This is a genomic window from Mesorhizobium sp. 8, assembly GCF_006351905.1.
Taxonomy (GTDB): domain Bacteria; phylum Pseudomonadota; class Alphaproteobacteria; order Rhizobiales; family Rhizobiaceae; genus Mesorhizobium; species Mesorhizobium composti.
On sequence record NZ_CP040914.1, the window covers coordinates 3,157,912 to 3,183,749 of the forward strand.

Here is a 25,838-nt window from a genome sequence, read left to right on the forward strand (position 1 = left end):
GCGTCGCAATGCGCGCCTTGGCGAACGATACAGGCGTCGGCTCTAGCGGAGCTGAATCCAGATCGCCTTGGTTTCTGTATACTGGTCATGCGCTGCCAGGCCCTTGTCCTTGCCGCCGAAACCCGATTCCTTGTAGCCGCCGAACGGCACGGCGAAATCGCCTTCGGAGTAACAATTGACGGAAACTGTGCCGGCCCGGATCGACTTGGCCATTCTGTGCGCTCTGTTGAGATCGTCGGTATAGAGGGAGGCGGCGAGGCCGTAATTGGTGTCGTTGGCGACTTTCAGCGCCTCTTCCTCATCCTTGACCGTGATGACGGACAGGACAGGCCCGAATATCTCCTCGCGGGCGATCCTCATGCGGTTGGACACATCGTCGAAAATGGTAGGTTCCACGAAGCTGCCGCCCGTTTCGGCAAGGACCTGGTTGCCGCCCAGTGCCACCTTGGCGCCTTCCTTCCGGCCGAGTTCGATATAGGACAGAACCTTGTCGAGATGCTCCTTCTCGATCATCGAGCCGATCCGCGTCGCCGTGTTGAGGGGATCGCCGACCGTCCAGCTTTCGAACACCGGCTTCAGCTCCTCGAGCAGCCTGTCCTTGATGCCTTCATGGACGACGAGACGCGACCCCGCCGAGCAATTTTCGCCCTGGCAGAAGAGAATGGCCGAGGCCACGTTTTCCAGGACCGGCGTGAGATCCTTGATGTCATCCATTACGATGGAGGGGCTTTTGCCGCCGCATTCGAGGATGATTCTCTTCATATTGGACTCGGCCGAATATTTCAGGAAGTAGCGGCCGACCTCGCCGGACCCGGTGAAGGAAACACAGTCGATGTCCCTGTGCAGGCCGATCGCGCGTCCGGCCGTCGGTCCCATCCCCGGAACGACGTTGACCACGCCGTCGGGAATACCTGCTTCCGAGGCGAGCGCAGCCAGGCGCAGGAGGGAAAGCGAGGTCTGTTCGGCAGGCTTCAGGATGATCGAATTGCCGCCCGCCAGCGCGGGTGCCAGCTTCCACATCGCGACGAAAAGCGGGAAGTTCCAGGGAATGACACCACCCACGACGCCAATCGGCTCGCGTACGATCATCGAGACGACGTCGTTGGGCGCGGACGACATCTGGTCATAGATTTTATCGGTTGCTTCGGCGTGCCAGCGAAGTGTCTCGACGGTATCCGGCAGGTCGACTGTCATTGAGTCGTTGATCGGCTTACCGCAATCGAGGGTTTCGATCAGGGCCAGTTCCGCACTGTTCTTCTCGATAAGATCGGCGAAGCGCAGAAGCGCCTTCTTGCGGTCGCGGGGCGCCATCTTCGACCACGAACCGGCCTCGAACGTCGTACGCGCGGCCTTCACGGCATCGTCGACGTCGGCGGCATCGCCGGCCGAGACATTGGCGAGCAGCTTTCCGGTCGCAGGATTACGCGTCTCGAAAGTCTCACCCGATCTGGCCTCGACGTACTTGCCGTTGATGAAAGCCCGGGTTTCGAACTTCAGGTCCTTGGCTTTGCCGTGGAAGTCTGGGTGCGCGTTCATGGAATACTCCGGTTCGGGGTAAGACGATGGTTCGAGTGCTTGCCCACCTCAGCCAGACATCCTTCGTGCCGTACTTTTTGGCTGGCGTCGGGGCAACGTGCCGACTTCGTTCAGGGCGGGTGATTTCCCGCTTCCCATCATGCCGGTACGAGTAATTCTGTAAACGTTTTCAAATTATCTGCACGCACCGAGATTTGTCAAGTTCCTTCTGGCCAGAGGAAGGCGTTCGCTCTTCAGGCGTTCGATCGGCCGGTAAAGCTTCTGCTAGGCCATATCATTGTTGGTGGGCGACCCTGTTGGGATGTTCCGAAATGCCCGGAGCGGCATTTATCCGATCGCATTCCCGGTGTCGGGATCGGTTGACAGCCAACATTATTTATGAAAAGGTTTACATCAACGCTGTTATGTAAATTACGAGATGACTGTCGCGCTCTTGTCGGGTGGCCGGCGGTGCGGAAGACCAGGCAAGCCGACGCCAGGAAGACGAAGCCATCCGGCATCGGTCGTTGAGGCCGATCGGGATTAAACTGGATCAGCAGGACATGGCGATCATTTTGGCAACCGGATCGGCTTCTGGCATCGGCGCCGCCGCGCTTCACAGGATGGTACAGGCTGGCGACAAGGTGGTTGTGCATGCTCGCGCCAACCGGGACGGGGCCGAAACGACGGCTCGGCAGCTACGCGCGCGCGGAGCGGACGTGGTCACCGTCATCCGCGATCTGGCGGAGACGAGAGCTGGCATCGATCTGGTTGCCCGGACGGTCGACGAATTCGGCAGCGTCGACACGCTCATTCACGCGGCGGGCTTTCCCGTCCTCGCGCAGATCGGGGAAGTCGAGCGCGATGTTGTGGTCGCCGCCTTCAACGCCATTACTTTCAGCTTCTTCGATCTCGCCGCGGCGGCAACACCGCATCTTGTAACCTCCGGAAACGGGCGCATCGTCGCCGTCAGCACCAACAACGCGCATGTTTTTCGGATGGATTACCCTGTCTTTCCGGTAAGTGCCGCTGCCAAATCGGCGCTTGAGACGACGGTCCGCTCTCTTGCCGTGCAGTTGGCGCGAAGTGGCGTGACCGTCAACGCCGTCGTGCCGGGCCTGATCCGAAAAGATCATGGCGAGCAATTCCTGACGGATGAGGAGTGGCGGCGATATGCGGCGGTTATTCCTGCCGGACGGATCGGCACCCCTGAAGAAGTCGGGGCCGTCATCGCTTTTCTGGCGTCGAGGGAGGCATCCTACGTCACCGGACAGATCATACATGTGAATGGCGGCCTCATATGAGGGCGGGTGCCGCCGAAACCTCTCAGCGGAACCAGGCAACCACGTTGGATTGAAAGACGGGACTATGCGCTTCCAGAAAATGGTGAATGTCGTCGGCGTGCATGTCGGCGGCGAACTGAACGAGGTCATCACGGGCGGCGTTCTCGATGTCCCTGGCGAGACCGTGTTCGACAAGATGCTGCATCTTCAGAACAATGCGGACGAACTGCGCCAGTTTCTGCTGAACGAGCCGCGCGGACGCATCACCCAGTGCGTCAATCTTGTCCTGCCATCGTCCCATCCCGATGCCGTCGCCGGCTTCGTCATCATGGAATCGGAATTCTACGTACCCATGTCCGGTTCCAACACGATCTGCACGGTGACGGCATTGCTGGAAACAGGCATGGTGCCGATGGTCGAACCCGTCACCGAGTTCAACCTGGAGGCCCCTGCCGGCTTGATCGGCATCACCGCCACCTGCGGCGACGGAAAGTGCAGGGACGTCACGTTCCGCAATGTCCCTGCCTTCGTCATGGCGCTGGATCAGGAAGTTGAAGTCCCGCGCCTCGGCAGGATCAAGGTCGATGTCGCGTATGGCGGCATGATCTATGCTCTCGTCGATGCCACGGAACTCGGCTTCAAGCTCGTTCCCGATGAAGCCAGGACGCTCGTTGAGGTCGGCGAGCGCATCAAGAAGGCGGCGGCCGAACAATGCCCGGCCGTCCATCCCGAAAACCCCGAGATCCACACGATCAACCAGACCCTGTTCGCCGGGCCGCTGAGGGCCACCGAAAAGGGCAAGCGCTCACGCAATACGGTCATCGTCTCGCCGGGCAGGATCGACCGCTCCCCTTGCGGAACGGGTACGAGCGCGCGACTCGCGGTTATGCATGCCCGAGGCCAGATCGAGGTCGGTGAGAGCTTTGTCCATGAATCGATCATCGGCAGCGAGTTCACCGGCCGTATCGTCGAGACTGTTGATGTCGGATCCCGACCGGGGATAGTGCCGACCATCACGGGATCGGCCTGGATCACGGCTTTCCACCAGTATGTGCTGGACGCTTCGGATCCCTACCCGACCGGCTTCAACCTGCCCGACGCGTGGCCTGCGCGGGAGTGAACGCGCTCTTCCGGCGGCTGGATCGTCTTTTCACTTGGAATTTCTCTCACCTGCGACGGCAGCGTTCGTCGCCCCGGGCGATACGTGTTTCATCCATGAACAAAGGAGATTGAGATGAGCGGACTAACCGGTATTTGCGTGCCAATTTGCACGCCGTTCAAAGACAATGGAGCGTCGCTGGACGAGAAGGCTTTTGAAGCCAACGTCGATTCCCTGCTGGAGAAGGGCATTCACATTATCGCCGTGAACGGTGGTACCGGTGAATTTCCGTTCCTGTCCGAGGCGGAAAAGCGTCGCCTGGCCGAACTCGCATCCAAGCGGATTGATGGCAAGGGCAAGCTGATCGTCCAGACCTCCGCCATACGCACCGAAGACGCCATCGAGAATACCAAGCACGCCGCGGGCGTGGGGGCGGACGCTGCACTGGTTCTGCCGCCCTATTTCGAAGGCCCCGGCGAGGACGGCGTCGCTTGGCATTACGAACAGATTGCGCGCGCCGCAAACATCCCGCTGATGGTCTACAACATTCCCGTTTATACACAGTTCGACATTACGCCTGACGTCTATAGCCGGCTGTCGAAGATTGACGGGGTTGAATACATCAAGGACAGCACCGCCAATATGCAGCGGATCGAGCAGCTTGCCGCCCAGGGTGCCAAAGTCTTCAACGGCTGCGATTTCCTCAATTTCTATAGTCTGTTGGCCGGCGCTCCAGGCGTATTCACCGGTTCGGGCAACGCCGTACCCGCCCAGCTCGTACAGATTTACGACCTCGTCCGGGCAAACAAGATCACAGAGGCCGCCCCCCTCTGGAGACGCCTTGTCCCCATTAGCAATCTGCTTTGGACATTGCCGTTCAATCCCGTAGCCAAGGCCGCCAGCAACATGACCGGACGTCCCGTTGGCGAGTGCCGCATGCCGGTTCCGCCTTTGACCCCCGATCAACTGAAGCTTGTCGAAAAAGCAGTAGCCGCTGCCGGATAAGAAATCTCCTGCGACCAGTTCGAATAACAACTGGTCGCAGGATTTTCTTTATTAGATTTGAGGAATCTCTTAATCGGAAGCTTGGTTGGAAACTTCGCTGTTACATGATAAGCTATTATCTTAATCTCTTTCCTTCAGTTGGGTGTCGATCCACCAGTTCTGCTTGACCAGGCGTCCTTGGAAAGGCGTATTGTGTTTCCTGTTAGGCAAACCGATGTTTTGGATTGGATAATATTCCCTCTCGGATTGATTTTTTCCATCTGCCGAGCGTACCCCAATTTAATATGACCCCTTGCCGGAGGGGCGGTGACTGGTTGGAAATCCATGGCTGCAAACAAGAGCAGGAAATCCAGTGATACGAAGCGGGTAAGCGTATTTGACGTTGCCAAGGCGGCAAATGTGTCGGTTGCGACAGTGTCGCGCGCGTTCAATCTTCCAAATCGGGTGCGCGACGATGTTCGGATACGGGTTATCGCGGAAGCGCAGCGGTTGGGATATACGGCCAATCCTTCCGCAAAGGCCCTACGTTCGCGCAAAACGCATATCGTCGGGACAGCGATCCCGACGCTCGATTATGCCATCTTCGCCAAGATGATAAACAGCTTCCAGGACAGGTTTTCGCAAAACGGCTACATGACTATCGTTCTTACGACAGGATTTGATAACAAGAATATATTTGAAAGAGTGAAGATGCTTGTGGATCGCGGAGCGGAAGCGCTTCTTCTCGTCGGTGCGATTGAAGATCCCGCTCTGAGGCAGTTTCTCAAGGATACGCATATCCCCACGATCACGACCTATTCCTATCTCCCGGATGAGATCGTTCCATCTATCGGATTCGACAACTACGGCGCGTCATTCAGTATATTGAGTTATCTTGCAGATCTTGGGCACACCAATTTTGCCCTGATTGCCGCCTCTTCATCCGGGAACGACCGTCAAACGGCGCGAATTGCCGGCTATAAGGACTTTATCAAAGCCAGAAATCTTTCGGGAGCCGACCGGATTCTGGTCAGGCCTCACGAGATCCGCGCCGGCGCCGATTCCGTGCGGGTGATCCTGAAGGAATATCCTGAAACAACCGCAGTCGTCTGCACCAGCGATGTGGCTGCCTTCGGCGCGCTGAGCGAATGCAGGCGCCTGGGACTTCGCGTTCCGGAGGACATTTCGATCACCGGCTTCGACGATTCCGACTATGACGCCTATCTTGATCCCCCGCTGACGACCATCGCGGTACCGGCCAGGGAAATGGGTTCCGTCGGCGCCGATATGCTCTTCGCTGCGCTGACGACCGAAGATACTCCGCATGCGGTCAAATTGGACTCCCAACTGATCGTCAGGAAATCCGCCTGCCCACCCCGCACGCACAAGATCATTCAATAGCGTCCCGAGGCACGAAGCGCCCCACCCTCGCGGCCGATCTCGACTGGCTCTACGGCTGGCGGTTGCCCGACTGAAACGCAGCGGAGGAGGATCGAGGATCAGGAAAAAGGCCCGGACGCTGCCGGGCCTTTTCGCATGGGCATTGCTGAACGCCACCACAAGCGGCCGGCAGTTCAGTGCAGGATCTGGCTGAGGAACAGCTTCGTGCGCTCGTGGCACGGATGATCGAAGAACTCGGCCGGCGTGTTCTGCTCGACGATCTGGCCGGCATCCATGAAGATGACGCGGTTGGCGACCTTGCGGGCGAAGCCCATCTCGTGGGTCACGCACAGCATGGTCATGCCTTCCTCGGCAAGGCCCACCATCGTCTCCAGCACTTCCTTGATCATTTCCGGATCGAGCGCCGAGGTCGGCTCGTCGAACAGCATGATGCGCGGGTTCATGCACAGCGAGCGGGCGATCGCCACGCGCTGCTGCTGGCCGCCCGAAAGCTGGCCGGGATACTTGTTCGCCTGTTCCGGGATCTTGACGCGCTTGAGGAAGTGCATGGCTGTCTCTTCGGCCTGCTTCTTCGGGATCTTGCGCACCCAGATCGGCGCCAGCGTGCAGTTCTCCAGGATGGTCAGGTGCGGGAACAGGTTGAAGTGCTGGAACACCATGCCGACCTCGCGGCGTACCTCGTCGATCTTCTTCAGGTCGTTGGTGAGTTCCTTGCCCTCGACGACGATCTTGCCTTTCTGGTGCTCTTCCAGCCGGTTGATGCAGCGGATCATCGTCGACTTGCCCGAACCGGACGGCCCGCAGATGACGATGCGCTCGCCGCGCATCACCTTCAGGTCGATGTCCTTCAGCACATGGAATTCGCCGTACCATTTGTGCATGCCGACGATCTCGATGGCGACCTCGGTGTCGGAGACGTGCATCTTCTTCGTATCGGCCTTGATCTCTTCGGCGCCGACTGCGTTTTCCGTGGCCATGTGGAAATCCCTTCTATGGTCGACTGGATCGGTGCGGTTGCGTTCGTTCGAGTAACTGAAAACGTTTTCACGTCTTATATAACCAGAGTCAAGCGCATACTCCTCTCAGGCAAAATCTCCCGGATCGCGAATCCCTTGCGCCTTTCACTCGGCTCCCTCCCGTCTCCCTCTGCAGGACCGGCAAGCAAGGCACGTCAGCGTGCCATCCCGGTTCGTGGCCCGTCCGGGTTCACTCTCGCCGGGTGGCGGCAAATTCGCGTTGACAATGGGTTCTGTAAATGTAATCCTTTACATAAAGGGAAGGAACCGGCGCTCACCTCGGTCTCGCTGAGTGCGATGGAAGATCGTGAGCGCTTCGCGGCTAAGGCCGGCTTGCCGGTTCGGGGCTGGCCGGACATTGACGGCAATCATTTCAAAGGGAGGAAGTATCATGGATGAATCAAGACGTTCATTGCTTGCGATGCTGCCGATGGTCGGCGTGGCGGGCGGCATGTTGGGTGCGAGTGCGGCCCAGGCGCAAGAGCAGGTCGAAGACACTTGGGAACTCGTCATGCGGACCAAGAAACTTCGGCTGGGGGCCGCCAACACCGAGCCTTGGTATTTCAAGGATGTGAGCGGCAGCAATGCGCCTGGCGCCATCGAATCCAACGGGTCGGTCTGGCGTGGCGTCGGCCCGGTTCTCGGCAAGCAGTTGGCCGATGCGCTCGGTGTCTCGCTGGAAATCGTGGAAACGACTTTCGGTACCGCGACGGCCGCTCTTCAGGCAAACCAGTTCGACTTCATGCTTATGCTCGACGGGACACCCACCCGCGCCCTCGCGATCGATTTTCTGCCGATTGCCGTCGCATGGTTCCCGAATGTCATACTGACGCGCGACGACGTGACGGCGACGACCTGGAAGGAGTTCGACGACCCCAAGTTCCGCGTTGCCGTTGTGCTTGGCAGTGCGCAGGACCAGTTCGTATCCTCGGCCAGTCCCAATGCGACATTCTCCAGGTTGCAGGGTGCGCCCGAAGCTCTGGCGGCATTCCAGTCCGGCCGCGTCGACGGCGTCTGCCTCGTGGGTCCGGAGGCCGATCTGGCGCGCGCGAAATTGCAGATGGGCAAGGTCGTCGTTCCGAAGCCGGCCTATCCCTATCCGGCCTCCGCCGGCTTCCGCTATGACGCCAACGATCGGTTCAAGTCGTTCCTCACCACCTCGATCGCCTACATGTATTACTCCGGGGCCGTCCAGCAGGCGTTCGAGCAATTCCTGTCGTTCCGGGGGATCGATCCGCACACGGCCACGTCGATCATGCGTGAGAGCTGGAGCTAGCAGCTCCCCTTTGTCGGTCGCTTCATCATAGTACGCTGGGAACGTCTCCGATGTACCAATGGGATTTTGCAGTCGTACTGCGCAGCGACGACCTTTTCCTTCAGGGCGCACTGGCCACATTGTTGCTCACGGCCAGTGCGCTCGCCTTCGCGGTGCCGCTCGGACTGGTGCTCGCGATGGCGCGTATGTCGCCGTGGGCGCCCCTGCGTTGGTTCGCCTACGCGATCATAGATTTCTTCCGCACGTCGGCGCTGTTTGTCCTGATCATCTGGTTCTATTTCGCGTTTCCCCTGCTTTTCAATTTACAGGTCAACGCGTTCCAGGCCGCCACGATTGCGATCGCCTTACAGGGCGGGGCTTATCTCGCCGAAATATTCCGGGCCGGCATCGAATCCATCCAGGCCGGCCAGTGGCAGGCCGCGCGCGCTCTGGGCCTGCGTTTCGGCATGACGCTGCGGCTCATCATTTTGCCGCAGGCGATCCGCCGTGTCCTGCCGGTGTTCATGAATTTCGTCGTCGATACGATCAAGAACACGTCCTTCGCCGCAGCCATCGCCTATGGCGAACTGACCTATCAGGCCATGCGGGTTTCATCGGCGACGTTCCGGCCGCTCGAAGTCTTCACCGTCATCGGGATCATCTATTTCGTGATCATCACCCTGATGAGCTGGCTGTCGGGCTTTATGGAGCGCAAGCTGGCCATCGTGGAGCGTTGAGGGATGACCTCCTACACCTGGAGCTTCGGCTTTGTTTTCACCAACGGCAGCTACCTGCTTGCAGGTCTTCTCGGCGCGCTGCAACTGGCCATTGGCGCGCTCGTGCTGGGTGGCATCATCGGCCTGCCGATCGGCCTGTGCCGGGTCAGCCGGTTTCGTGTCGTGCGTATCCTCACCGCAGGCTACGTGAACATTTTCAGGAACACGCCGGCCGTCGTTCAACTGCTTTGGTTCTACTACGCGCTTCCAATTCTATTGGGCATTCAGCTGTCTCCATTCGTGGCGGCACTCATCGCCTTCTCCCTCGCGACCGCTGCCTATGTCGCTGAAATCGTCCGGGCCGGCATCGAGGCGATTCCGCGCGGACAAAGCGAAGCGGCGACCGCGCTGGGCCTCAACTACTTTCGCAGGATGCGTCTCGTGATTCTCCCGCAGGCGTTGCGGCACATGATTCCCGCCTTCACCAACCAGGCTATCGACATCGTCAAGCTGACGGCGATCTCCTCCATGATCGCCTATGGCGACCTCGTCTATCATGCGCAAGTTCTGGCGACGCAGGAGTTCCGACCTATCGAGGCCTATTCCGCCGTCGCAGTCATCTACAGCTTGATCCTCATCCCCCTCAGCCACATCGCTCTCAGGATCGAGAAGCACTACCGCCGGCGCAGAACGAACCAGGGTTGATACCAGCATGGCCCGCGTTCTCGTCATCGGCGCCGGCGTGGTCGGCCTGTGCTGCGCCTACAACCTGCTGCTGGACGGTCACGAGGTAACGGTGCTCGACCGGGAGCCCGGCGGTGACAATGTTTCGACGGGGAATGCCGGCGGCATCGGAGTCACCGAGATCGTTCCAGCCTCCATGCCCGGCCTCATTCGGCAGGTTCCTGGCTGGCTGGCCGACCCGTTGGGGCCGCTATCGCTGCGTCTGGCGCATCTGCCGCGGCTGCTCCCCTGGCTCTGGTGCTTCCTGCGATCGGGGACACTGGCCGAAATGGAACGCATCGCAACCGCGCTCGCAAGCCTGACGACACCTGTCTATGACGACCTCGTGCCGCTGCTCGACACGTTGGAGATGGGCGACGATCTGCATCGGGTGGGCGCGCTCTGGGTCTACGAGACCCGCGCGGCATTCGAGCGCGACGCCGGCGAACGGGCTTTGCGGGAGCGGCACGGGATCGTCTGCGAGGAGATCGGCGGCGCGGCTGCGCGGGAACTGGAGCCGGCGCTCGGCGACAATGTGGCGTGTGCCATGCTTACTCCGCAATGGTCTCACCTGTCCGATCCCAGACGCCTCGTCGACCGTCTGTCCGCCTATCTTGCTCGTCGGGGCGTTTCCATCATGAGCGGCGAGGCTGTCGGCATCGACCGGGATCGAGTCCATAGGCGATCCGGCGATCCGATAAGCTTCGACGCGCTGGTCATCGCGGCCGGCGCATGGTCCGGGCGTCTTGCCAAACTGGTTGGGGATCGCGCCCTGATCGAGAGCGAACGCGGCTACAACACCACTTTGCCGAATCCCGGCGTGGAACTCGGCCGGGAGATCATTTTCGCCGAGCACAAATTCGTGGCGACGCCCATGGATATGGGCTTGCGCATCGGCGGTGCAGCAGAGTTCGCGGGCCTCGATGCCGCTCCCAATTTCGCCCGCAGTCGCGCTTTGACGACGCTTGCAAAGCGTTATCTTCCCGGCCTGGATACGCGTTGTGGGACCGTGTGGATGGGGCAGCGGCCGACAACGGCCGATTCGCTGCCTGTGATCGGCCCGTCCCGCAGGCAGCCGAATGTCTTCTACGCCTTCGGCCACAGCCACACAGGCCTGACGCTGGGGCCGACCACCGGCCGGCTGGTCGCGGACCTCGTGGCTGGCCGTGTACCGCCGGTCGACCTCTCGCCATTCACCATCGCCCGCTTCGGGTAAACGGATCAAGGCCGATGAAATCCCATACCTTCCTCTGCGTCGATGCCCATACCTGCGGCAACCCGGTACGCGTGGTGGCCGGCGGCGCGCCCTTGCTCCCCGAAGGGAGCATGGCAGAGAAGCGGCAGCACTTCATGGCCGAACATGACTGGGTACGCAGAGCCTTGATGTTCGAACCACGCGGCCACGACGCGATGTCGGGCTCGATCCTTTACCCGCCGTCGCGTTCCGATTGCGATCTCGGCATTCTGTTCATCGAAGTCAGCGGCTGCCTGCCCATGTGCGGCCACGGCACCATCGGCACGGTCACGGTGGCACTCGAACAAGGCTTCGTCAGTCCGAGAACCGAGGGGCGTCTGGCGCTCGAGGTTCCAGCGGGACGGGTCGAAGTCGCGTATGCGCGCGAGGGCCGCTTCGTCGACGAAGTACGCCTGTTCAATGTCGCGAGCTATCTGCATGCCGGGGACGTCAAGGTGAACGTTCCCGGCCTTGGCGAACTCGTCGTCGACGTTGCCTATGGCGGGAACTTCTACGCCATCGTCGAACCTCAGCCCAACTGGGCGGGCCTCGACGATATGAGCGCGAGCGATATCCTGACCCTGAGCCCTGCGGTGCGTGCGGCAGTGCAGGAGACTGTCGCCCCGGTCCACCCCGAGGATGATCGTATAGCCGGCGTCAGCCATGTGATGTGGGCCGACGGCCCAAGGCACAAGGACGCCCATGCGCGCAATGCCGTCTTCTACGGCGCGAGAGGCATAGACCGCTCGCCATGCGGCACAGGATCCTCTGCCCGCATGGCGCAGCGCGTCGCCAAGGGACTACTGAAATCGGGCGACGACTTCGTTCACGAAAGCATCATCGGTACGCTGTTCAACTGTCGTGTCGAAGGCGTGGCGGAGGTCGCGGGGCGGGACGCGGTATTGCCGAGTGTCGGCGGCTGGGCAAGGATCATCGGGCAAAACACCATTTATGTCGACCCGCGCGACCCGCTCGCCTTCGGCTTCCAGCTCGGCTGACGCGGGCGCGTCGCTTGCGCGGCTATTTCATGCGGTAGCGGCCATCCACGTAGGCGGTTACGTCGCCGCCCTCGAGAATTCGCTGGGTCTCGGCCCATGTCCGTTTCGCTTCCATGCGCACCCAGTGCCTGAACCGTTGCAGCGCCGGTTTCGAGCGTCGGCTTTTCGGGTAGATGAAATAATACCGCCATGGTGAATGGACCGTGGTGCGGTCGAGGATCACCAGCCGCCCCTGAGCCAGTTCCGAAGCGATCATGAAGGGCGGCATCAACACCGCGCCCATGCCTGCGAGCGCCGCCTCGATGCCCATCTGGTACTGCTCATAGCGCGGTCCCGCCATCGGCTGAGGATGAGGAATATCCGCAGCCCGGAACCAGTCACGCCATGCCGTTGGCCGATGCAGGTGCTGGATAAGAACCATATCGCGCAGCACGTCCGCACTGATCTCCCGGCCGCGAGGAACGATATCCGGGATGCATGCGGGAATCGTCACCTCGTCCATCAGCATGTCGGACAGGCTGTCGCTCCAGGCCTCGTTGCCATAATGGATCACACAATCGACGCCGCTGCCCTCAAGATCGAAATGGCCGATCTGGGCGGTCACGCACAGCTCGATATTGGGATGCTGCGTCATGAACCGCTTCAGGCGCGGCACGAGCCATCGACCGCCGAGGCTCGGCAGGCTCGCGATGGTCAGTGTGTCGTCCGCATCCGCATAGGTGGAAAGGCGAAGCGTCGCCGCGCCGAGGTCCTCGATGATGGGCTGAACCTCCTGCAGATACGCCCGACCCGCCTCCGTCAGCACCAGTCCGTGCCCGGTGCGCTCGAAGAGCTTCGTTCCCGTCATCTCCTCGATGCTCTTGATCGCGCGGCTGATGCCGCCCTGTGTCACCCCGAGTTCGCCCGCCGCCTGGGAGAAGCTCCGGTACTGTGCGGAAAACACAAAGGCGCGCAGCGAACTGATGGAAGGCAGAAACCCCTCACGCTCCACGACATGTCGCGGGACGGTCGGGGATCGCAGGGCAGGCTTCATATCGCAAGACCCTTTATGACTTAAAGTCATGCGTCTAGGATCTTGGGGCGCTTGTCAAGCCATCCCCCCATCCAGCATGCTGTCAAGCAACCCTGCGGTCGGACGGAAGAAAATGCCGTTATCCGGCTCATGGCGGCCATGTGTGAAAGCGTATCGGGGAACAGGTCCGGCGTGACAAAAATAATCATACGAAACGCGACGATCCTGGATGTCGAGGCCGGTGCGTTTCAAGACACATGCGACCTGGTCATCGCCGACGGGCGGATCGCGGAGATCGGAAAGGTCGGTGCTTCGTCCGGCGAGGCGCGGCAAGTCGATCTTCGCGGCCGGGTGCTGATGCCGGGACTGTGCGACGCGCATGTTCACGTCATCGTGCCAATGAACAGCTTCGCTCAGCTTACGCGCTGGTCTCCGACCTATGTCGCCATCCGCGCGCTGCCGACGCTGGAAGGCATGCTGATGCGGGGCTTCACCACCGTGCGGGACGCCGGCGGCGCGGATTTCGGCCTGGCGCGCGCCGTCGAGGAGGGGTTGATGCCGAGCCCGCGCCTGCTCTATTCGGGCAAGGCGCTTTCGCAGTCCGGCGGTCATGGCGACATGCGTGGGCCGGGTGAAAACGCCTGGGACGATCACTATTACGTGCCGAGCCTGGGGCGCATCTGCAACGGCGTGGACGCCGTGCGCGCGGCGGCGCGTGACGAGATCCGCCGCGGCGCGCATCAGGTCAAGCTGATGGTCGGAGGCGGCATCGCCTCTTATACAGACCCGATCCATTTCCTGCAGTTTTCCAAGGATGAAATCCGGGCGGCAGTCGAGGAAGCTGCCAACGCTCACACCTACGTCATGGCACATGCCTACACCGCAGCCTGCATCCGGCATGCGGTGGAGTGCGGCGTGCGTTCGATCGAGCACGGCAACTTCCTCGACGACGAAACGGCGTTGCTCATGGTCGAGCGCGGCGCCTATCTGGTCCCGACGCTGAGCGCCTACACGACGATGTGGGACGAAGGCCTCGAAGTCGGCATGCCCGCCGAACTTCATGCCAAGATCAAACCCGTTCTCGATGCGGGCTCCAGGCAGTTGGAGATCGCCGCCCGACACCAGGTGCCGATAGTATACGGCACCGACCTGATCGGGCCTCTCCATCGCCATCAGTCTCTTGAATTCAGGATTCGTCGCGAGGTCCTGCCGGCCGCCGAGGTGATCCGCCACGCGACCAGCAATGCGGCGGAACTGTTCAACATGAACGATCGTATCGGCCATGTCCGCGAAGGCTATGTTGCCGATCTCATAGCGCTCGACGGAAATCCGCTCGAAGATATCGAGGTTCTCATGAAACCCTCGAATCTGGCTCTCATCATGAAGGAGGGGCGGATATTCCGCGAGGTCGTCTAAACGCCATATCATCCGGCCAAGTCCGGAAGCCGTCGGGCCACACTGCAAATGGGAGGATGTCCAATGAAACTCAGATCGCTCGCTTTCGCGCTGCCCTTCGCGGCACTGCTCGCCACCTCCGCCTGGGGCCAGGAATACACGCTCGACATGGCCAATGAATACAGCGACGGCACGCCGCCGGGAATGGCTGACATCCACTTTGCCGAACTTGTGAAGGAAAAGACCGGCGGGAGGGTGAAGGTCGTCAACCAACTCGGTGGGTCGGCCGGGTTCAAGTCGGCCGACATGATCGACGCCATCGGCAGCGGGGCGGTTCCCATGGGCAATTTCCCGTTGGAGGCCGGAGCTGGCCATAGCCCGATGTATCTCGTCACCAACCTGCCGCTGATCGGGCAGACGATCGATCAGGCCGAGATCATGCAGGGCGTCGCTCGCCCCTATGTCGAAAAGGCGTTGGCGGACGACAATCTGGGCCTTCTCTATATGGTCATCTGGCCCGCGGTCGGCGTATGGTCGAAGGAGCCGATCAAGACCGCGGAGGATTTCCGGCAGCTGGCTATTCGCGTCAATCATCCGATCGCGACCGAACTTTTCCGCAACGCTGGAGCAAACCCCATCCAGATCAGCTGGGGCGACGTCATCCCGCAACTGCAGGTGGGGGCCATCGGCGCCGTCCACGCTTCGATCTCCGGCATCTCGCTCGGCCTGCCGATGGACATCGTGCCCTACTACAACGATATCGGCACGCATGTCGGGCAGGCTGCCGCGGCGATCAATCTCGACACACTCAACGAATTGCCGGAGGATCTGCGGGCGGCGGTGCTTGAGGCTGCGACGGAGACGGAAGCCTGGAATCGCGAACAGATCGCGAGCCTGGTCGCAGATGAGGAGAAGCACGTGGCCTCGAAAGGTGGAACGGTCGTTTCGGAATTCTCCCCCGAACTCATCAACCATTTGCGTGAGATCGCCAAACCGATCATCGACAAGTGGCTGCAGAGCGCGGGAGATGACGGCAAGGCTTTTCTTGAGGCTTATAGAAACGCCACTCAGTGAGACAGAGAGCACGGGGCTACGGCAGGCTTTTGCCGAATGGCGAAAATCGCCGGCTGGATCGCCGCAGGCAAACTCCATGACTGTCAAAGGATAGTTCTTATGGCAAGGCTGGCAATCTGGCTGGACCGCTTCGCCGCGGCCGTCGCGACCGTCGGCGAATTTCTGGCGGTGGCGGCGGTGGTGGGCATGTTTGCCCATATTTCGCTGGAAATCATTCTGCGCGCCGTTTTTTCCACCTCCACTTTCGTTCTCGATGAGTTCGTTGGATATATGGTCGCGGCGATGATCTTCTGCGCCGCGGGCAGTTGCCTTCGTGCGAAGTCGCATTTGCGTGTCGGACTGCTCATGGACAGGCTCGGCTTTTGGGCACGCAACGTCGCTGAGGGACTGGCGCTGGTCGGCCTGATTTTCGCAGCGCTTCTCTTGACGGAATACTACTTCGCCGCGGCCACGCGTGCCTGGTCGCGGGCGACGGTCAGCCAGACGGTCGCCCAGGTTCCCTTGTGGATCCCCTTCGGAATGATCGTCCTGGGCAGCGCCAACCTGGCCCTGCAGGGAATAGCGAGGCTTGCGCTGGTCGTTACCGGTCAGTTGCGGCCTGATGACTTCCTGGAGGTCGCGCACGATGCCTGATTTCGCCACATCCTTCGTCCTGTTCTTCGGCCTGCTTCTGGTCATGATAGGCGCCGGCCTATGGCTGTTCGTATCGATCATTCTCGTCGGCGTCGCGGCGCTCTATTTCGATGCGGGCTACACGATGCAGCGCATCGGCACTCTGCTCCAGACAACCACCTGGAGTTCCGCGCGCGCCTGGGAACTGTCGGCCATCCCGCTCTTCATCTGGATGGGCGAACTGTTGATTCGCAGCAATATCGCCGCTGCATTGTTCGATGCCATCACGCCTCTGACCCGGCGTATTCCCGGAGGCCTGATCCATACCAACGTATTCGGTTCCACGCTCTTTGCCTGTGTCAGCGGCTCGACCGCGGCAACCACGGCGACCATCGGCAAGATCACGCTTCCGATCCTCGCCAGGCAGAATTACCCGCGCGGCCTTTCGCTGGGATCGATGGCAGGTTCGGGAAGCATCGGCATCCTGATCCCGCCGTCGATCCCATTGATCGTCTATGGCGTGCTCGCGCAGGTCTCGATAGCCGACCTGTTCATAGCCGGAGTGATGCCGGGCTTGCTGGTCGCCGCCTTGTTCAGCGGCTTCATCGTCATTGCCTCCCTTTACTCGAAATCCGGCAAGGGGCTTGCCCCGGCATCGACCGTGTCGGTGCTGAAGGCGCTGCTCGACATCCTGCCTTTCACGGCGATCATCGGGTCGGTGATTGCGGGTATCTATACCGGCGTCGCCACCCCGTCAGAAGCGGCTGTCCTCGGTCTCGGCGCCACGCTGATCCTGATCCTGTGTCGCGGACAATTCAGCCTGGCGATGCTGCGTGATACGCTTCACAGCACAGTCCATACTTCCTGCATGATCGGTATCCTGTTGGTCGCGTCAGGGTTCCTGTCTTCTGCGATGAGCCTCCTGCATGTCCCGCAGCAGGCCGGCGCGGCGATCTCCTCGCTCGACCTGTCGCCCTATACGCTGATCTTGATCATGACGCTGTTCTACATCCTGCTTGGATGTGTCCTCGATGGTGTCTCGATGATGGTGATGACCCTGCCGATCACCGCTCCCATCATGATTGCGGCGGGCTTCGATCCGATCTGGCTTGGCATATTCTTCGTATTGACCATGGAGATGGGGCTGGTGACGCCGCCGATCGGCTTCAATCTGTTCATCGTGCGCGGCATTACCGGCGAAAGCATCGGGCGCATCGCGCTCGCGTCCATGCCGTTCTTCGCACTCCTGTGCCTCGCCATAGCGCTGCTTACCGTGTTCCCTTCCATCGCGCTCTGGCTGCCGAGTAACATGTAGGGTCACTTGATGGACGATCTTGCCACGCCTGCCTTCCTTGCGCTGTGCAACATGCTCGAACGCCGCGCCGGTCTCCGTTACGCAACGGTGCTGAGTTTCGTCGAGCGCGATGGCGTCGTTCATGGTCGCCGCGATTTCACGACCGTGCCGGACGTATATCCCACCGGGACCCTCAAGCCATTGCCTCAAGATGAATGGCTGGACAAGATTTGCCGGCGGCATCAGATGCATGTTGCGAACGGGGCCGACGCCATTCGTGCCGCTTACCCCGACCACGACACCGTCTTTGCGCTGGGCGCCGCCCGCCTGGCCAATTTTCCAATCGTTATTGACGGTCGGTGCCGGGCGATCTTCAACGTCGCGCAAGCGGATCGTGACGATTGGGAGGCGCTGGCGGTGGAGGCTGTAGATGCCGGCGCCGTTATCGCCCGTCTTCTGCAGTATTGAATCGAATTTCGGCACGCAGTCGCGATTTTTCTCTGATGTCGCTCGCTATGTTGCGGCCGCTCGTAGAAGCTCCGAGCGTTTCGCGAACGGCGGCTATGTCAACCATGGCGACCTTTCCGAAAAAGCTCCTGCCAGATGATCGACGATGGCCCGCAGTTTCATCGGCATAGGCTTGACGGGCGGCCAGACGACCGAGATCGGCAGCGGCGTCGGCTTTAGCTTGCCGGCGACCCGGACCAACTGCCCTTTCCGCAATGCCTCGTGTGCGACGAACATCGGTAGAAGCGCGATCCCCAGCCCGGCAACCGCCATGTCGCGCATCGCCTCGCCGTTGTTGGCCGACACACGGCTTTGCATCGGGACGCCGGTCACCGTCCCGTCGTCGCCCAGGAACTGCCATACGCCCGCAGCCTGGACATTGAGATAGCCGATACTGGGATGGGTCGGGAGATCGTCGAGGCTTTCCGGCACACCACGTCGGACTATGTAGTCCGGACTTGCGACGATCACGCGCGGGTCTTCGCACAGCTTGCGGGTGATCAACCCTGAATCGCGCAATTGGCCGATGCGGACCGCAACGTCGAAACGGCCACGTACCAGGTCGATCACCCGGTCGTCATAGTCGAGGGTGACGGCGAGATCCGGGTGTTGCCGCGCGAAGTCGGCAATCACAGGGCCCAAATGACCGATCCCAAAACTCATCGGCGCCGCGATCGCCAGAGAACCCCGCAGGCCTGCCATGCCCCACGCGGCGCTTTCCACCGCATCGTTCATTTCGGCGAGGGCCGGGCGGAGCCGCAGCGCCAGCTCTTCGGCGCTCTCGGTCGGGCTGATTCGGCCGGCGTGCCGCTGAAAAAGCGCGGCTCCCAGGGCCGCCTCGAGATCGGCGATGCGTTTGCTGACCACCGACTTGGAAAGGTTCGAACGTGCGGCCGCGCCCGACACCGTGCCCGTGTCCATGACGTCAAGGAACGTCCTGATTTCTTCGATCGTCCATCGCATGTGGCCACCCTATCGCGTTTCGTCATGGAGAGGCGGTTAAAACCGTTCGCGAATCGCGAACGCCGGCTTCGTGGCAGGACGGTTGGCCGCCACCTGTCCGGAGAACCATATTGGTGCGGAACAAGCAGGAGTAGCCGACATGCAACTGACAGGCATCCACCATCTGACGGCCATCACCGCGAATGCGCCCGCCAACAAGCGCTTCTATACCGAAACGCTGGGATTGCGTCTGGTCAAGAAGACCGTCAACCAGGACGACACCAGTGCCTATCATCTCTTTTACGCGGACGGCGAGGCGACACCGGGCACGGACCTGACCTTCTTCGACTGGCCGGTCGCGCCGGAGCGGCGCGGCACGCATTCGATCAGCCGGACGGGTCTGCGCGTCTCCGGTGAGGAAACCCTGAACCACTGGGCTGCCCGCCTCAGGGATTTCGGCGTCAATAGCGGAGAAATCCGGACGGTCGACGGCCGCGCCGCGCTCGATTTCGAAGACCCCGAGGGCCAGCGTTTCCGGCTGGTGGACGACGGCGGCCAGGGTGAGGCTCATCCCTGGGTGCGCGGTCCGATTGCGGCCGAACATCAGATCCGCGGCCTCGGCCCTATCACCATCTCGGTGCCGAAGCTGGATCCCACCGACGCGATCCTCACCCAGGTCCTGAACATGAGCGAGGAGCGGCGCTATGCTTCGCCAGACGGCGAAGGCGACGTGCATGTCTATCGCATGGGCGAAGGCGGGCCGGCGGCGGAACTTCATGTCGCCGTCCAGCCAGGGCTGCCCACCGCACGGCAGGGTGCAGGCGCCGTCCACCATGTCGCCTTCCGCACACCCGACATCAAGGCGAGCCGCGACTGGGCCGCGCGTCTTTCGGAATTCCGGATACCCAACTCCGGTGAGGTCGAGCGCTATTATTTCCGCTCGCTCTATTTCCGCGAGCCCGGCGGCAATCTGTTCGAGATCGCTACCGACGGTCCCGGTTTCACCGCCGATGAGCCGCTGGAAAGCCTCGGCGAGCGCCTCGCTCTGCCGCCATTTCTCGAAGGGCGGCGCGCCTCCATCGAGGCAAGGCTGAAACCGCTGGACTAAGCAGCGGGATAGCCAGGCAGGTCCGCGGCGACATCGGCGCCACGGGCCTGCAATATGGAGGAATACCATCATGACCACCATCTTCGGCCTGTCCGGCAGTTTGCGGCGCGGCTCCTTCAATGCGGGCCTGCTCAGGGCGGCCGCCGAACTGGCACCAGCGTCCGCCGCCATCAAGGTCGGCTCGATCCGCGATGTGCCTCTCTACAACGCCGACGAAGAGGCCGCCCACGGCATTCCACAGGCGGTACAGGCTCTGAAAGCCAGCCTGCGTGCCGCCGATGGCCTGCTTCTGGTCACGCCGGAATACAACAACGGCATTCCCGGCGTGTTCAAGAACGCGATCGACTGGATGAGCCGGCCGGCGAGCGACATCGCCGGTCTTTTCGGCGGCAAGCCGGTGGCGATACTTGGAGCCTCGCCAGGCGGGTTCGGAACGGTCCTGTCGCAGAACGACTGGCTGCCGGTGCTGCGGACGCTTGGAACCCGGCATTGGTTCGCCGGACGGTTACTCGTTGCGCACGCCGGGTCGTTGTTCGATCAGGAGGGCGACTTGATCGACGAGGGAATACGCGAGCGCCTGCGCGCCTTCATCGCAGGCTTCGTAGACTTCATCGAAGGCCGCTAGCCGGCCAACGAACCCTCACAGGCGCGGCGCTTCGCCCGGCGCGACGGTCATCACGTCGGCCCAGTCGGGATGCTTGCGATACTGCGCCTGGACATAGGGGCAGAGCGGAATGATGCGAAACCCGCTCCTGCGCGCGTCCTCGATCATATAGCCGACCAGCGCCGCGGCCGCGCCTGTACCTCGCATCGTCTCCGGCGCGCCGGTGTGGTCGGCGCTGATCAGGTTCGGCCCCCGGTTGGTGAAGGTGATCTCGCCTTCGCCTTCCACGCCCGCGATGCGGGCGACGTAACGCCCATGACGGCCGTCGCGCTGTTCCTTGGTGATCTTGATGTCGGGCACTACGCTTTCCTTTCTTCGCTGCTGAGCCAATCGCGGGCAATCCGCTCGTCGTCGTCCGTCAACGCATGCCCGGCAGGAATAACCTCGTGCCGGACGCGTGCGCCGTGGTCCTCCAGCCACGCGACGAGCGCCGGCGCCTTGCCGCCGAATGGATCGTCGCTGCCGTTGATCGCAAGCACGTCGGCCCCGGTCAGCTCGACTTGCGGAAGCGGGTCGAGCACCGGCGTCGAACGCAGAAATATTGCCCGCTTTATCAGGCCTGGATGCAGGCCCATCACCGAAGCGGCGAAATTGGCGCCGTTGGAGTAGCCGAGAAAGACGATCCGCGCCGGATCGAGGCCATAGCCGGAAACTGCCCCTTCCATGAAGGCGGCAAAGGCCTCCGCCTCGGCGCGGATATCGGCCTGGTCGAAAACCGTCATCGACAGTCGCCGGAACCAGCGAGCGATGCCCTCTTCATGGGCGCGGCCGCGCATACCGAGCAACGTCGCGCGCGGCGCAACGCGATGGCCGAGCGGCATCAGGTCGGCTTCGCTGCCGCCGGTGCCGTGCAGCAAGATCAGTGTGCTGCCGTCCGGTTCGTCCGGCACGTAGAAGCGATGCACGAAGGGCAGGTCGCGTTTCGGCAGGCGTGGCTCGCCCGGCCTCGCAAATTGCGGCAGCATCACTTTCAGGTCCTCGGCCCGCGCGGCATCCTGCGGCGGCACCAGCAGGGTTTCGCCCAGATGGCCGGGCGGCTCGTCCACGCCGAAGCCCGGCCCGTCGGTCGCCAGTTCGAACAGCGTCCCGCCCGGCTCGCGGACATAGAGCGAGGTGAAGTACTTGCGGTCGTGCATCGTCGTCGGCGACGAATTGAGGACCCCCAGTTCGGCTTCGGCCACCCGCACGGCCGCCACGTCGGCGGCGCGGAAGGCGACATGGTCGGCGGTGCCTGTGCCGGGAATGCCCGGAACATAGCCCGTCGCATCGCGCACATCGACGGCGTCGGTCGTTGACAGCAAACGCCGGATGTTTCCCGCCTGCGGCCCTGCTCTGTAGCCGAAGCGGCCGAGGAAGGCGGCCGTCTGTTCCGGCTCTTCGGTCAGGATGGTCACGGCACGCAACCGGCCGGCAGAAGCCGCCGAACCGAAGGACGCCGTCCGTTGTCCGTCGCCCACGCCCACCAGCTTGACGATGAAGCCGTCCGGGTCTTTCAGCCGCAGCACCGGTTCGCCGAACTCCCGGCTCGGGCCTTCCGCTCCTATCCTCTGGTTCAGCGCGCGGACCAGCCAGTCGCCAATGCTCTCGGAAGGCACCGCGAAGGCGATCTCGGACACCTGGCCGAGGCCGACCCGGCCCGGCGCCCCGTCCTGCCAGACGAGGAAGGTGACGAGCGAACCGGGCGAGCCGTTTTCGTCGCCGTAGAACAGGTGCAGTTGCTGGCCGTCCTCATAGCCGCCGGTTCGCTTGACCAGCCGCAGGCCGAGGAAGCCGGCATAGAAATCGACGTTCGCCTGCACGTCGCGCGTGATCAGCGTCACGTGATGCATACCGCTGGAGACTGGATTTTCCATGCCGGGAAACCGCCGCATCACTTCATGCCGCACGGTAGTGTCCCGCGAGCATCGATAATTCTACCTGACCTTCGCACGCGCACATTCATGTGCCAAGCGAAGCCGGGCAAACGCTGTGTTCGGGTATTGCGAACAGACAGGCCCGGGGCGAAGCCCGCGCCATGCGTGGAACGCTTGGCGACGACACCAACAATGCCGTCGCGGTCAAGCCGGAACGTTCCCGCACAGGTCCTTCGCTAAGCGAGCACCAATCCCTGTCGCATGGCGGTGGCGATGGCGTCGGTGCGGTTGGCGGCGCCGAGCTTCACCAGGATTGCCGCGATATGGAACTTGACGGTGTGGACCGAGATTCCGAGCCGGCGGGCAATCGCCTTGTTCGGCGCCCCTTCGGCGAGCAGCGCCAGCACCTCCGTTTCGCGCGGCGAAAGATGGACGGGGAGGCGGGCCTCACTCTCGTCGGCATCGGGGGCGGCTTCGCCGAGCGAATGGTCCGCGGCATCGACCGTGGCGCCGGATATCCGATAGCCGGCGGCGGCCAGGCGTGCCGCCGCCGCGATGAGAGCCGGATCGGCTTCCGCATCCAGCACTGCGGCAACACCGTCAGGGGGCACCGACCGATCGTCGCGGCCGGAAAGCAGGACAACCGACATACCGGGTAGCAGGTTTTCCAGAACCGCAATATCGTCAATGACCACGACGGTCGCATGGTCGCCGGAGTCCATGGCTTCCGCGGTCAGTGCGACAATGCCGTCGGATCCGGTCAGCGATGCGGCAAGGCGCTCGTCGCGCTCGGCATCACCGAGCGCGACCAGGATGACAAGACTTTCGTCGCCGTCGTGACTTGCCAGCATCGCCTGAATTCCGCCTGTTCAGATCAACGGCCTCTCACCGATGGTGATTGCCACGTCGCGTGCTTCGCCGCCGTGCAACACGCCGAGCGTCACGGTAGCGCCGGCACTGTCGGGGCCTAGTTTGCGGATCAGCTCGCGCGGGCCGCGCACGGCCTCGCCGTTCCAGGCGGTGACGATATCGCCCAGGACGATGCCGGCCGCCTTGGCTGGTCCTTCCTCATCGAGGCTCATGACGATGGCGCCCCGGACATCGCCGTGCCGGATCGGATGCAGGCCGGCACCGAGATAGCCGCGCGACACATGGCCCTTGCTCCTCAACGTCGCGACGGTACGCTCGATCGTCTCGTGAGGAATGACGAGCGCTCGCCGGCGGGGCCCGAACAGCAGCATACCGACCAGTGCGCCCCTGGCGTCCAGAACCGGGCCGCCCTCGAACCGCCCCCCGGTCATCGCCGCAAGGTTGATGCGGCGGTCGATGGTGCCGCCATGCAGCGAGCGCCAGGCCGGCCCGACCTCGCCCACCGTGCCGAGGACAGCAAGCGGCGAAGCGTTGTCACGCCCGGTGGCGACGACCAGGTGGCCGGGGCGCACGGGATCGGCTTTTTCGAGGACGGGAGCGGCGGCATCTTTCGGTTTCAGCAGCGCGATGCCGGTCGACGGGTCGCGTCCGATCAGTTCGACGCTCATCGTCTCACCGGACGCCAGCGTCAGTTCCAACTCCCCGTCCGGATCGACGGCTTCTTCGGCTGCGACATAGAAGCCGTCGCCCCAGTGGAAGGCTGTCGCGGTACGTCCGTGCCGGGTCCTGAAACACGCGGTCAGCGGCGCGGCTTTCTCGGCAATATCGGCGACTGCATCGGAAAAGGCGGCAAGATCGAAACGGCTCATCTTTCACTCCTGGGTTCTGCCCTTCGGGACTTTCGATACCCGGATATGGCAGCGGGCCTCGACGGTTCCCACTCGCCTGATGGTCAGGTTCGGTGACACTGGCCATCCGGCCAGGTCGCGGCGCGTCGGCGCGCTGCGCACATATAGGCATCCGCTTCCAGCCTTGCATGGAGACCTGCCATGGCACTGCCCGCGCCAGAATTGCTGCAGGACGATGGCCGCCTGCTCGACGCCTATTCCGCCACCGTCGCCGATGCCGTCGATCGGATCGGCCCGGCCGTTTGCCGCATCGAACGCATCGCCGACGGGCACCCTGCCGGGCATGGCTCAGGCTTCGTCATCTCGCCGGACGGCCTGATCGTCACCAATTTCCATGTCGTCGGCAACGCCCGTGCCGTTCGGGTGGCGCTGCCGGACGGCGCGTCCACGGAAGGTCGCGTGCTCGGCCGCGACCCCGACACCGACATTGCACTGGTCCGTGCCGACGGGCACTTTGCCGACATTGCGCCGCTCGGCGACTCGAAACGCCTGCGCCGCGGCCAGATCGCCATTGCCATCGGCAATCCGCTCGGCTTCGAATGGACGGTGACGACCGGCGTGGTATCGGCGCTGGGCCGTTCGATGCGGGCCTCGACGGGGCGCCTGATCGACGATGTAATCCAGACCGACGCCGCGCTCAACCCCGGCAATTCCGGCGGCCCCCTGGTGTCCTCGGCCAGCGAGGTAATCGGGGTCAATACAGCCGTGATCCGCGGCGCGCAGGGTATCGCCTTTGCGGTCGCCTCCAACACCGCCAGTTTCGTCATTGCCGAAATCATCCGCTTCGGTCGTGTGCGCCGCGCCTTCATCGGCGTCTCGGCCGATACGGCCGCCCTGCCGCGCCGCGCCGCGCTGCTGTCGCAGGTGACGAGCCGCACCGCCGTGCGGCTGCGCTCGATCGAAGCCGATGCGCCGGCGGCGAAGGCCGGCCTCAAGGAGGGCGATATCGTCTCGGCAATCGACGGTCACGCCATCGGCGGCGTGGACGACCTGGTGCGTATGTTGACCGCCGAACGGATCGACCGGGAGACGATGTTCACGGTAGTCGGAAGGTCCGGCATCAGACAGGTGACGGTAAGGCCGTCCTCACGTCCCTGATTGGAAAGGCGAGAGGGCTTGCCGATTCCGAGCGCTGGTTTAGAAGCTGGAGTTTCAAGTGCTGTCGGCATTCGATACCGGTCAAGGCGCCGTCATCCGCACCGGTCCAGCGCGCCGCCACTGTGTTGGGCCAGATATTCGACGGTTATCGACGGCTTTAGAGGGTAATCGGCGATATTTGGCGCACCCGACAGGATTCGAACCTGTGACCTCTGCCTTCGGAGGGCATAGATAAATTGCCCCTCGGATAACGAGGATAAGCTGAACGCCTTATTCT

25 protein-coding genes are annotated in these 25,838 nt (G+C 62.3%); 17 read left to right on the plus strand and 8 right to left on the minus strand.

Features of this window, described 5'->3' with window-relative positions:
• Positions 1-42 precede the first annotated feature (42 nt).
• The gene (locus tag FGU64_RS15350) at positions 43-1,536 is read right to left on the minus strand and encodes an aldehyde dehydrogenase (protein ID WP_139953979.1); all 1,494 of its coding nucleotides are present in this window, start codon (positions 1,534-1,536) and stop codon (positions 43-45) included.
• Between the two features lie 542 nt (positions 1,537-2,078).
• Between FGU64_RS15350 and FGU64_RS15355 the strand changes: the two genes are divergently transcribed.
• The 4 genes from FGU64_RS15355 to FGU64_RS15370 all read left to right on the plus strand — a co-directional run bounded on the left by FGU64_RS15355 (position 2,079) and on the right by FGU64_RS15370 (position 6,282).
• Positions 2,079-2,819: an SDR family oxidoreductase gene (locus FGU64_RS15355; protein WP_139953980.1), complete on the plus strand. Its 741-nt coding sequence runs from the start codon at positions 2,079-2,081 to the stop codon at positions 2,817-2,819.
• 64 nt (positions 2,820-2,883) lie between these two features.
• Positions 2,884-3,918 carry a proline racemase family protein gene (locus tag FGU64_RS15360; RefSeq protein ID WP_139953981.1) on the plus strand — a complete coding sequence of 345 codons (1,035 nt, stop codon included), beginning with the start codon at positions 2,884-2,886 and terminating at the stop codon, positions 3,916-3,918.
• Between the two features lie 114 nt (positions 3,919-4,032).
• The gene (locus FGU64_RS15365) at positions 4,033-4,902 is read left to right on the plus strand and encodes a dihydrodipicolinate synthase family protein (RefSeq protein WP_139953982.1); all 870 of its coding nucleotides are present in this window, start codon (positions 4,033-4,035) and stop codon (positions 4,900-4,902) included.
• 306 nt (positions 4,903-5,208) lie between these two features.
• Complete coding sequence (locus FGU64_RS15370) at positions 5,209-6,282, plus strand: substrate-binding domain-containing protein (RefSeq protein ID WP_210239032.1); 1,074 nt, start codon at positions 5,209-5,211, stop codon at positions 6,280-6,282.
• A 173-nt stretch (positions 6,283-6,455) separates the two neighbouring features.
• On the opposite strand, the gene FGU64_RS15375 is transcribed toward FGU64_RS15370, so the two are convergent.
• Positions 6,456-7,259 (minus strand): amino acid ABC transporter ATP-binding protein, encoded by an 804-nt coding sequence (locus tag FGU64_RS15375; RefSeq protein ID WP_139953984.1) that lies wholly within the window; start codon positions 7,257-7,259, stop codon positions 6,456-6,458.
• Positions 7,260-7,719: 460 nt separating this feature from the next.
• Between FGU64_RS15375 and FGU64_RS15380 the strand changes: the two genes are divergently transcribed.
• From FGU64_RS15380 to FGU64_RS15400, 5 genes are read left to right on the plus strand one after another with little or no spacing between them, the layout of a single operon-like run.
• Positions 7,720-8,574, plus strand: a complete 855-nt coding sequence (locus FGU64_RS15380; RefSeq protein WP_246671360.1) for a transporter substrate-binding domain-containing protein — start codon at positions 7,720-7,722, stop codon at positions 8,572-8,574.
• A 50-nt stretch (positions 8,575-8,624) separates the two neighbouring features.
• On the plus strand, positions 8,625-9,290 hold the full coding sequence (locus FGU64_RS15385) for an amino acid ABC transporter permease (RefSeq protein WP_139953986.1): 666 nt from the start codon (positions 8,625-8,627) through the stop codon (positions 9,288-9,290).
• A gap of 3 nt (positions 9,291-9,293) precedes the next feature.
• Positions 9,294-9,974: an amino acid ABC transporter permease gene (locus FGU64_RS15390; RefSeq protein WP_139953987.1), complete on the plus strand. Its 681-nt coding sequence runs from the start codon at positions 9,294-9,296 to the stop codon at positions 9,972-9,974.
• Between the two features lie 7 nt (positions 9,975-9,981).
• A complete protein-coding gene (locus FGU64_RS15395) occupies positions 9,982-11,208 on the plus strand; it encodes an FAD-binding oxidoreductase (protein ID WP_139953988.1) in 1,227 nt (408 codons plus the stop codon).
• 14 nt (positions 11,209-11,222) lie between these two features.
• Complete coding sequence (locus tag FGU64_RS15400; RefSeq protein ID WP_139953989.1) at positions 11,223-12,224, plus strand: 4-hydroxyproline epimerase; 1,002 nt, start codon at positions 11,223-11,225, stop codon at positions 12,222-12,224.
• A gap of 22 nt (positions 12,225-12,246) precedes the next feature.
• Here FGU64_RS15400 and FGU64_RS15405 read toward each other — a convergent pair whose 3' ends face one another.
• Positions 12,247-13,257 carry a LysR family transcriptional regulator gene (locus FGU64_RS15405; protein WP_180375545.1) on the minus strand — a complete coding sequence of 337 codons (1,011 nt, stop codon included), beginning with the start codon at positions 13,255-13,257 and terminating at the stop codon, positions 12,247-12,249.
• Between the two features lie 171 nt (positions 13,258-13,428).
• Here FGU64_RS15405 and FGU64_RS15410 point away from each other — a divergent pair, with 171 nt between their 5' ends.
• The 5 genes from FGU64_RS15410 (at position 13,429) to FGU64_RS15430 (ending at position 18,079) form a co-directional block, all read left to right on the plus strand.
• Positions 13,429-14,652 carry an amidohydrolase family protein gene (locus tag FGU64_RS15410; protein ID WP_180375546.1) on the plus strand — a complete coding sequence of 408 codons (1,224 nt, stop codon included), beginning with the start codon at positions 13,429-13,431 and terminating at the stop codon, positions 14,650-14,652.
• A gap of 63 nt (positions 14,653-14,715) precedes the next feature.
• Positions 14,716-15,705, plus strand: coding sequence for a TRAP transporter substrate-binding protein (locus FGU64_RS15415; RefSeq protein ID WP_180375547.1), 990 nt, complete (start codon positions 14,716-14,718; stop codon positions 15,703-15,705).
• 36 nt (positions 15,706-15,741) lie between these two features.
• Positions 15,742-16,338, plus strand: coding sequence for a TRAP transporter small permease (locus FGU64_RS15420; protein ID WP_139953992.1), 597 nt, complete (start codon positions 15,742-15,744; stop codon positions 16,336-16,338).
• Positions 16,339-16,381: 43 nt separating this feature from the next.
• On the plus strand, positions 16,382-17,632 hold the full coding sequence (locus FGU64_RS15425) for a TRAP transporter large permease subunit (protein ID WP_246671131.1): 1,251 nt from the start codon (positions 16,382-16,384) through the stop codon (positions 17,630-17,632).
• 9 nt (positions 17,633-17,641) lie between these two features.
• The gene (locus FGU64_RS15430) at positions 17,642-18,079 is read left to right on the plus strand and encodes a hypothetical protein (RefSeq protein ID WP_139953994.1); all 438 of its coding nucleotides are present in this window, start codon (positions 17,642-17,644) and stop codon (positions 18,077-18,079) included.
• Positions 18,080-18,172: 93 nt separating this feature from the next.
• On the opposite strand, the gene FGU64_RS15435 is transcribed toward FGU64_RS15430, so the two are convergent.
• Positions 18,173-19,081, minus strand: coding sequence for a LysR family transcriptional regulator (locus FGU64_RS15435; RefSeq protein ID WP_139953995.1), 909 nt, complete (start codon positions 19,079-19,081; stop codon positions 18,173-18,175).
• A gap of 139 nt (positions 19,082-19,220) precedes the next feature.
• Here FGU64_RS15435 and FGU64_RS15440 point away from each other — a divergent pair, with 139 nt between their 5' ends.
• Together FGU64_RS15440 and FGU64_RS15445 are read left to right on the plus strand one after the other, a co-directional pair.
• A complete protein-coding gene (locus FGU64_RS15440) occupies positions 19,221-20,168 on the plus strand; it encodes a ring-cleaving dioxygenase (protein ID WP_139953996.1) in 948 nt (315 codons plus the stop codon).
• Positions 20,169-20,238: 70 nt separating this feature from the next.
• Positions 20,239-20,793 carry an NADPH-dependent FMN reductase gene (locus tag FGU64_RS15445; protein ID WP_139953997.1) on the plus strand — a complete coding sequence of 185 codons (555 nt, stop codon included), beginning with the start codon at positions 20,239-20,241 and terminating at the stop codon, positions 20,791-20,793.
• A 15-nt stretch (positions 20,794-20,808) separates the two neighbouring features.
• Here the strand turns inward: FGU64_RS15445 and FGU64_RS15450 are convergent, their stop codons facing one another.
• The 4 genes from FGU64_RS15450 to FGU64_RS15465 all read right to left on the minus strand — a co-directional run bounded on the left by FGU64_RS15450 (position 20,809) and on the right by FGU64_RS15465 (position 24,424).
• On the minus strand, positions 20,809-21,132 hold the full coding sequence (locus FGU64_RS15450; protein WP_139953998.1) for a GNAT family N-acetyltransferase: 324 nt from the start codon (positions 21,130-21,132) through the stop codon (positions 20,809-20,811).
• On the minus strand, positions 21,132-22,685 hold the full coding sequence (locus FGU64_RS15455) for a VOC family protein (RefSeq protein ID WP_139955402.1): 1,554 nt from the start codon (positions 22,683-22,685) through the stop codon (positions 21,132-21,134). Before FGU64_RS15455 ends, FGU64_RS15450 begins: the two co-directional genes overlap by 1 nt.
• A gap of 236 nt (positions 22,686-22,921) precedes the next feature.
• The gene (locus FGU64_RS15460; RefSeq protein ID WP_139953999.1) at positions 22,922-23,536 is read right to left on the minus strand and encodes a helix-turn-helix transcriptional regulator; all 615 of its coding nucleotides are present in this window, start codon (positions 23,534-23,536) and stop codon (positions 22,922-22,924) included.
• A gap of 18 nt (positions 23,537-23,554) precedes the next feature.
• Positions 23,555-24,424 (minus strand): S1C family serine protease, encoded by an 870-nt coding sequence (locus tag FGU64_RS15465; RefSeq protein WP_139954000.1) that lies wholly within the window; start codon positions 24,422-24,424, stop codon positions 23,555-23,557.
• A 180-nt stretch (positions 24,425-24,604) separates the two neighbouring features.
• Here FGU64_RS15465 and FGU64_RS15470 point away from each other — a divergent pair, with 180 nt between their 5' ends.
• Complete coding sequence (locus FGU64_RS15470) at positions 24,605-25,561, plus strand: trypsin-like peptidase domain-containing protein (protein WP_139954001.1); 957 nt, start codon at positions 24,605-24,607, stop codon at positions 25,559-25,561.
• Positions 25,562-25,838: the final 277 nt, after the last annotated feature.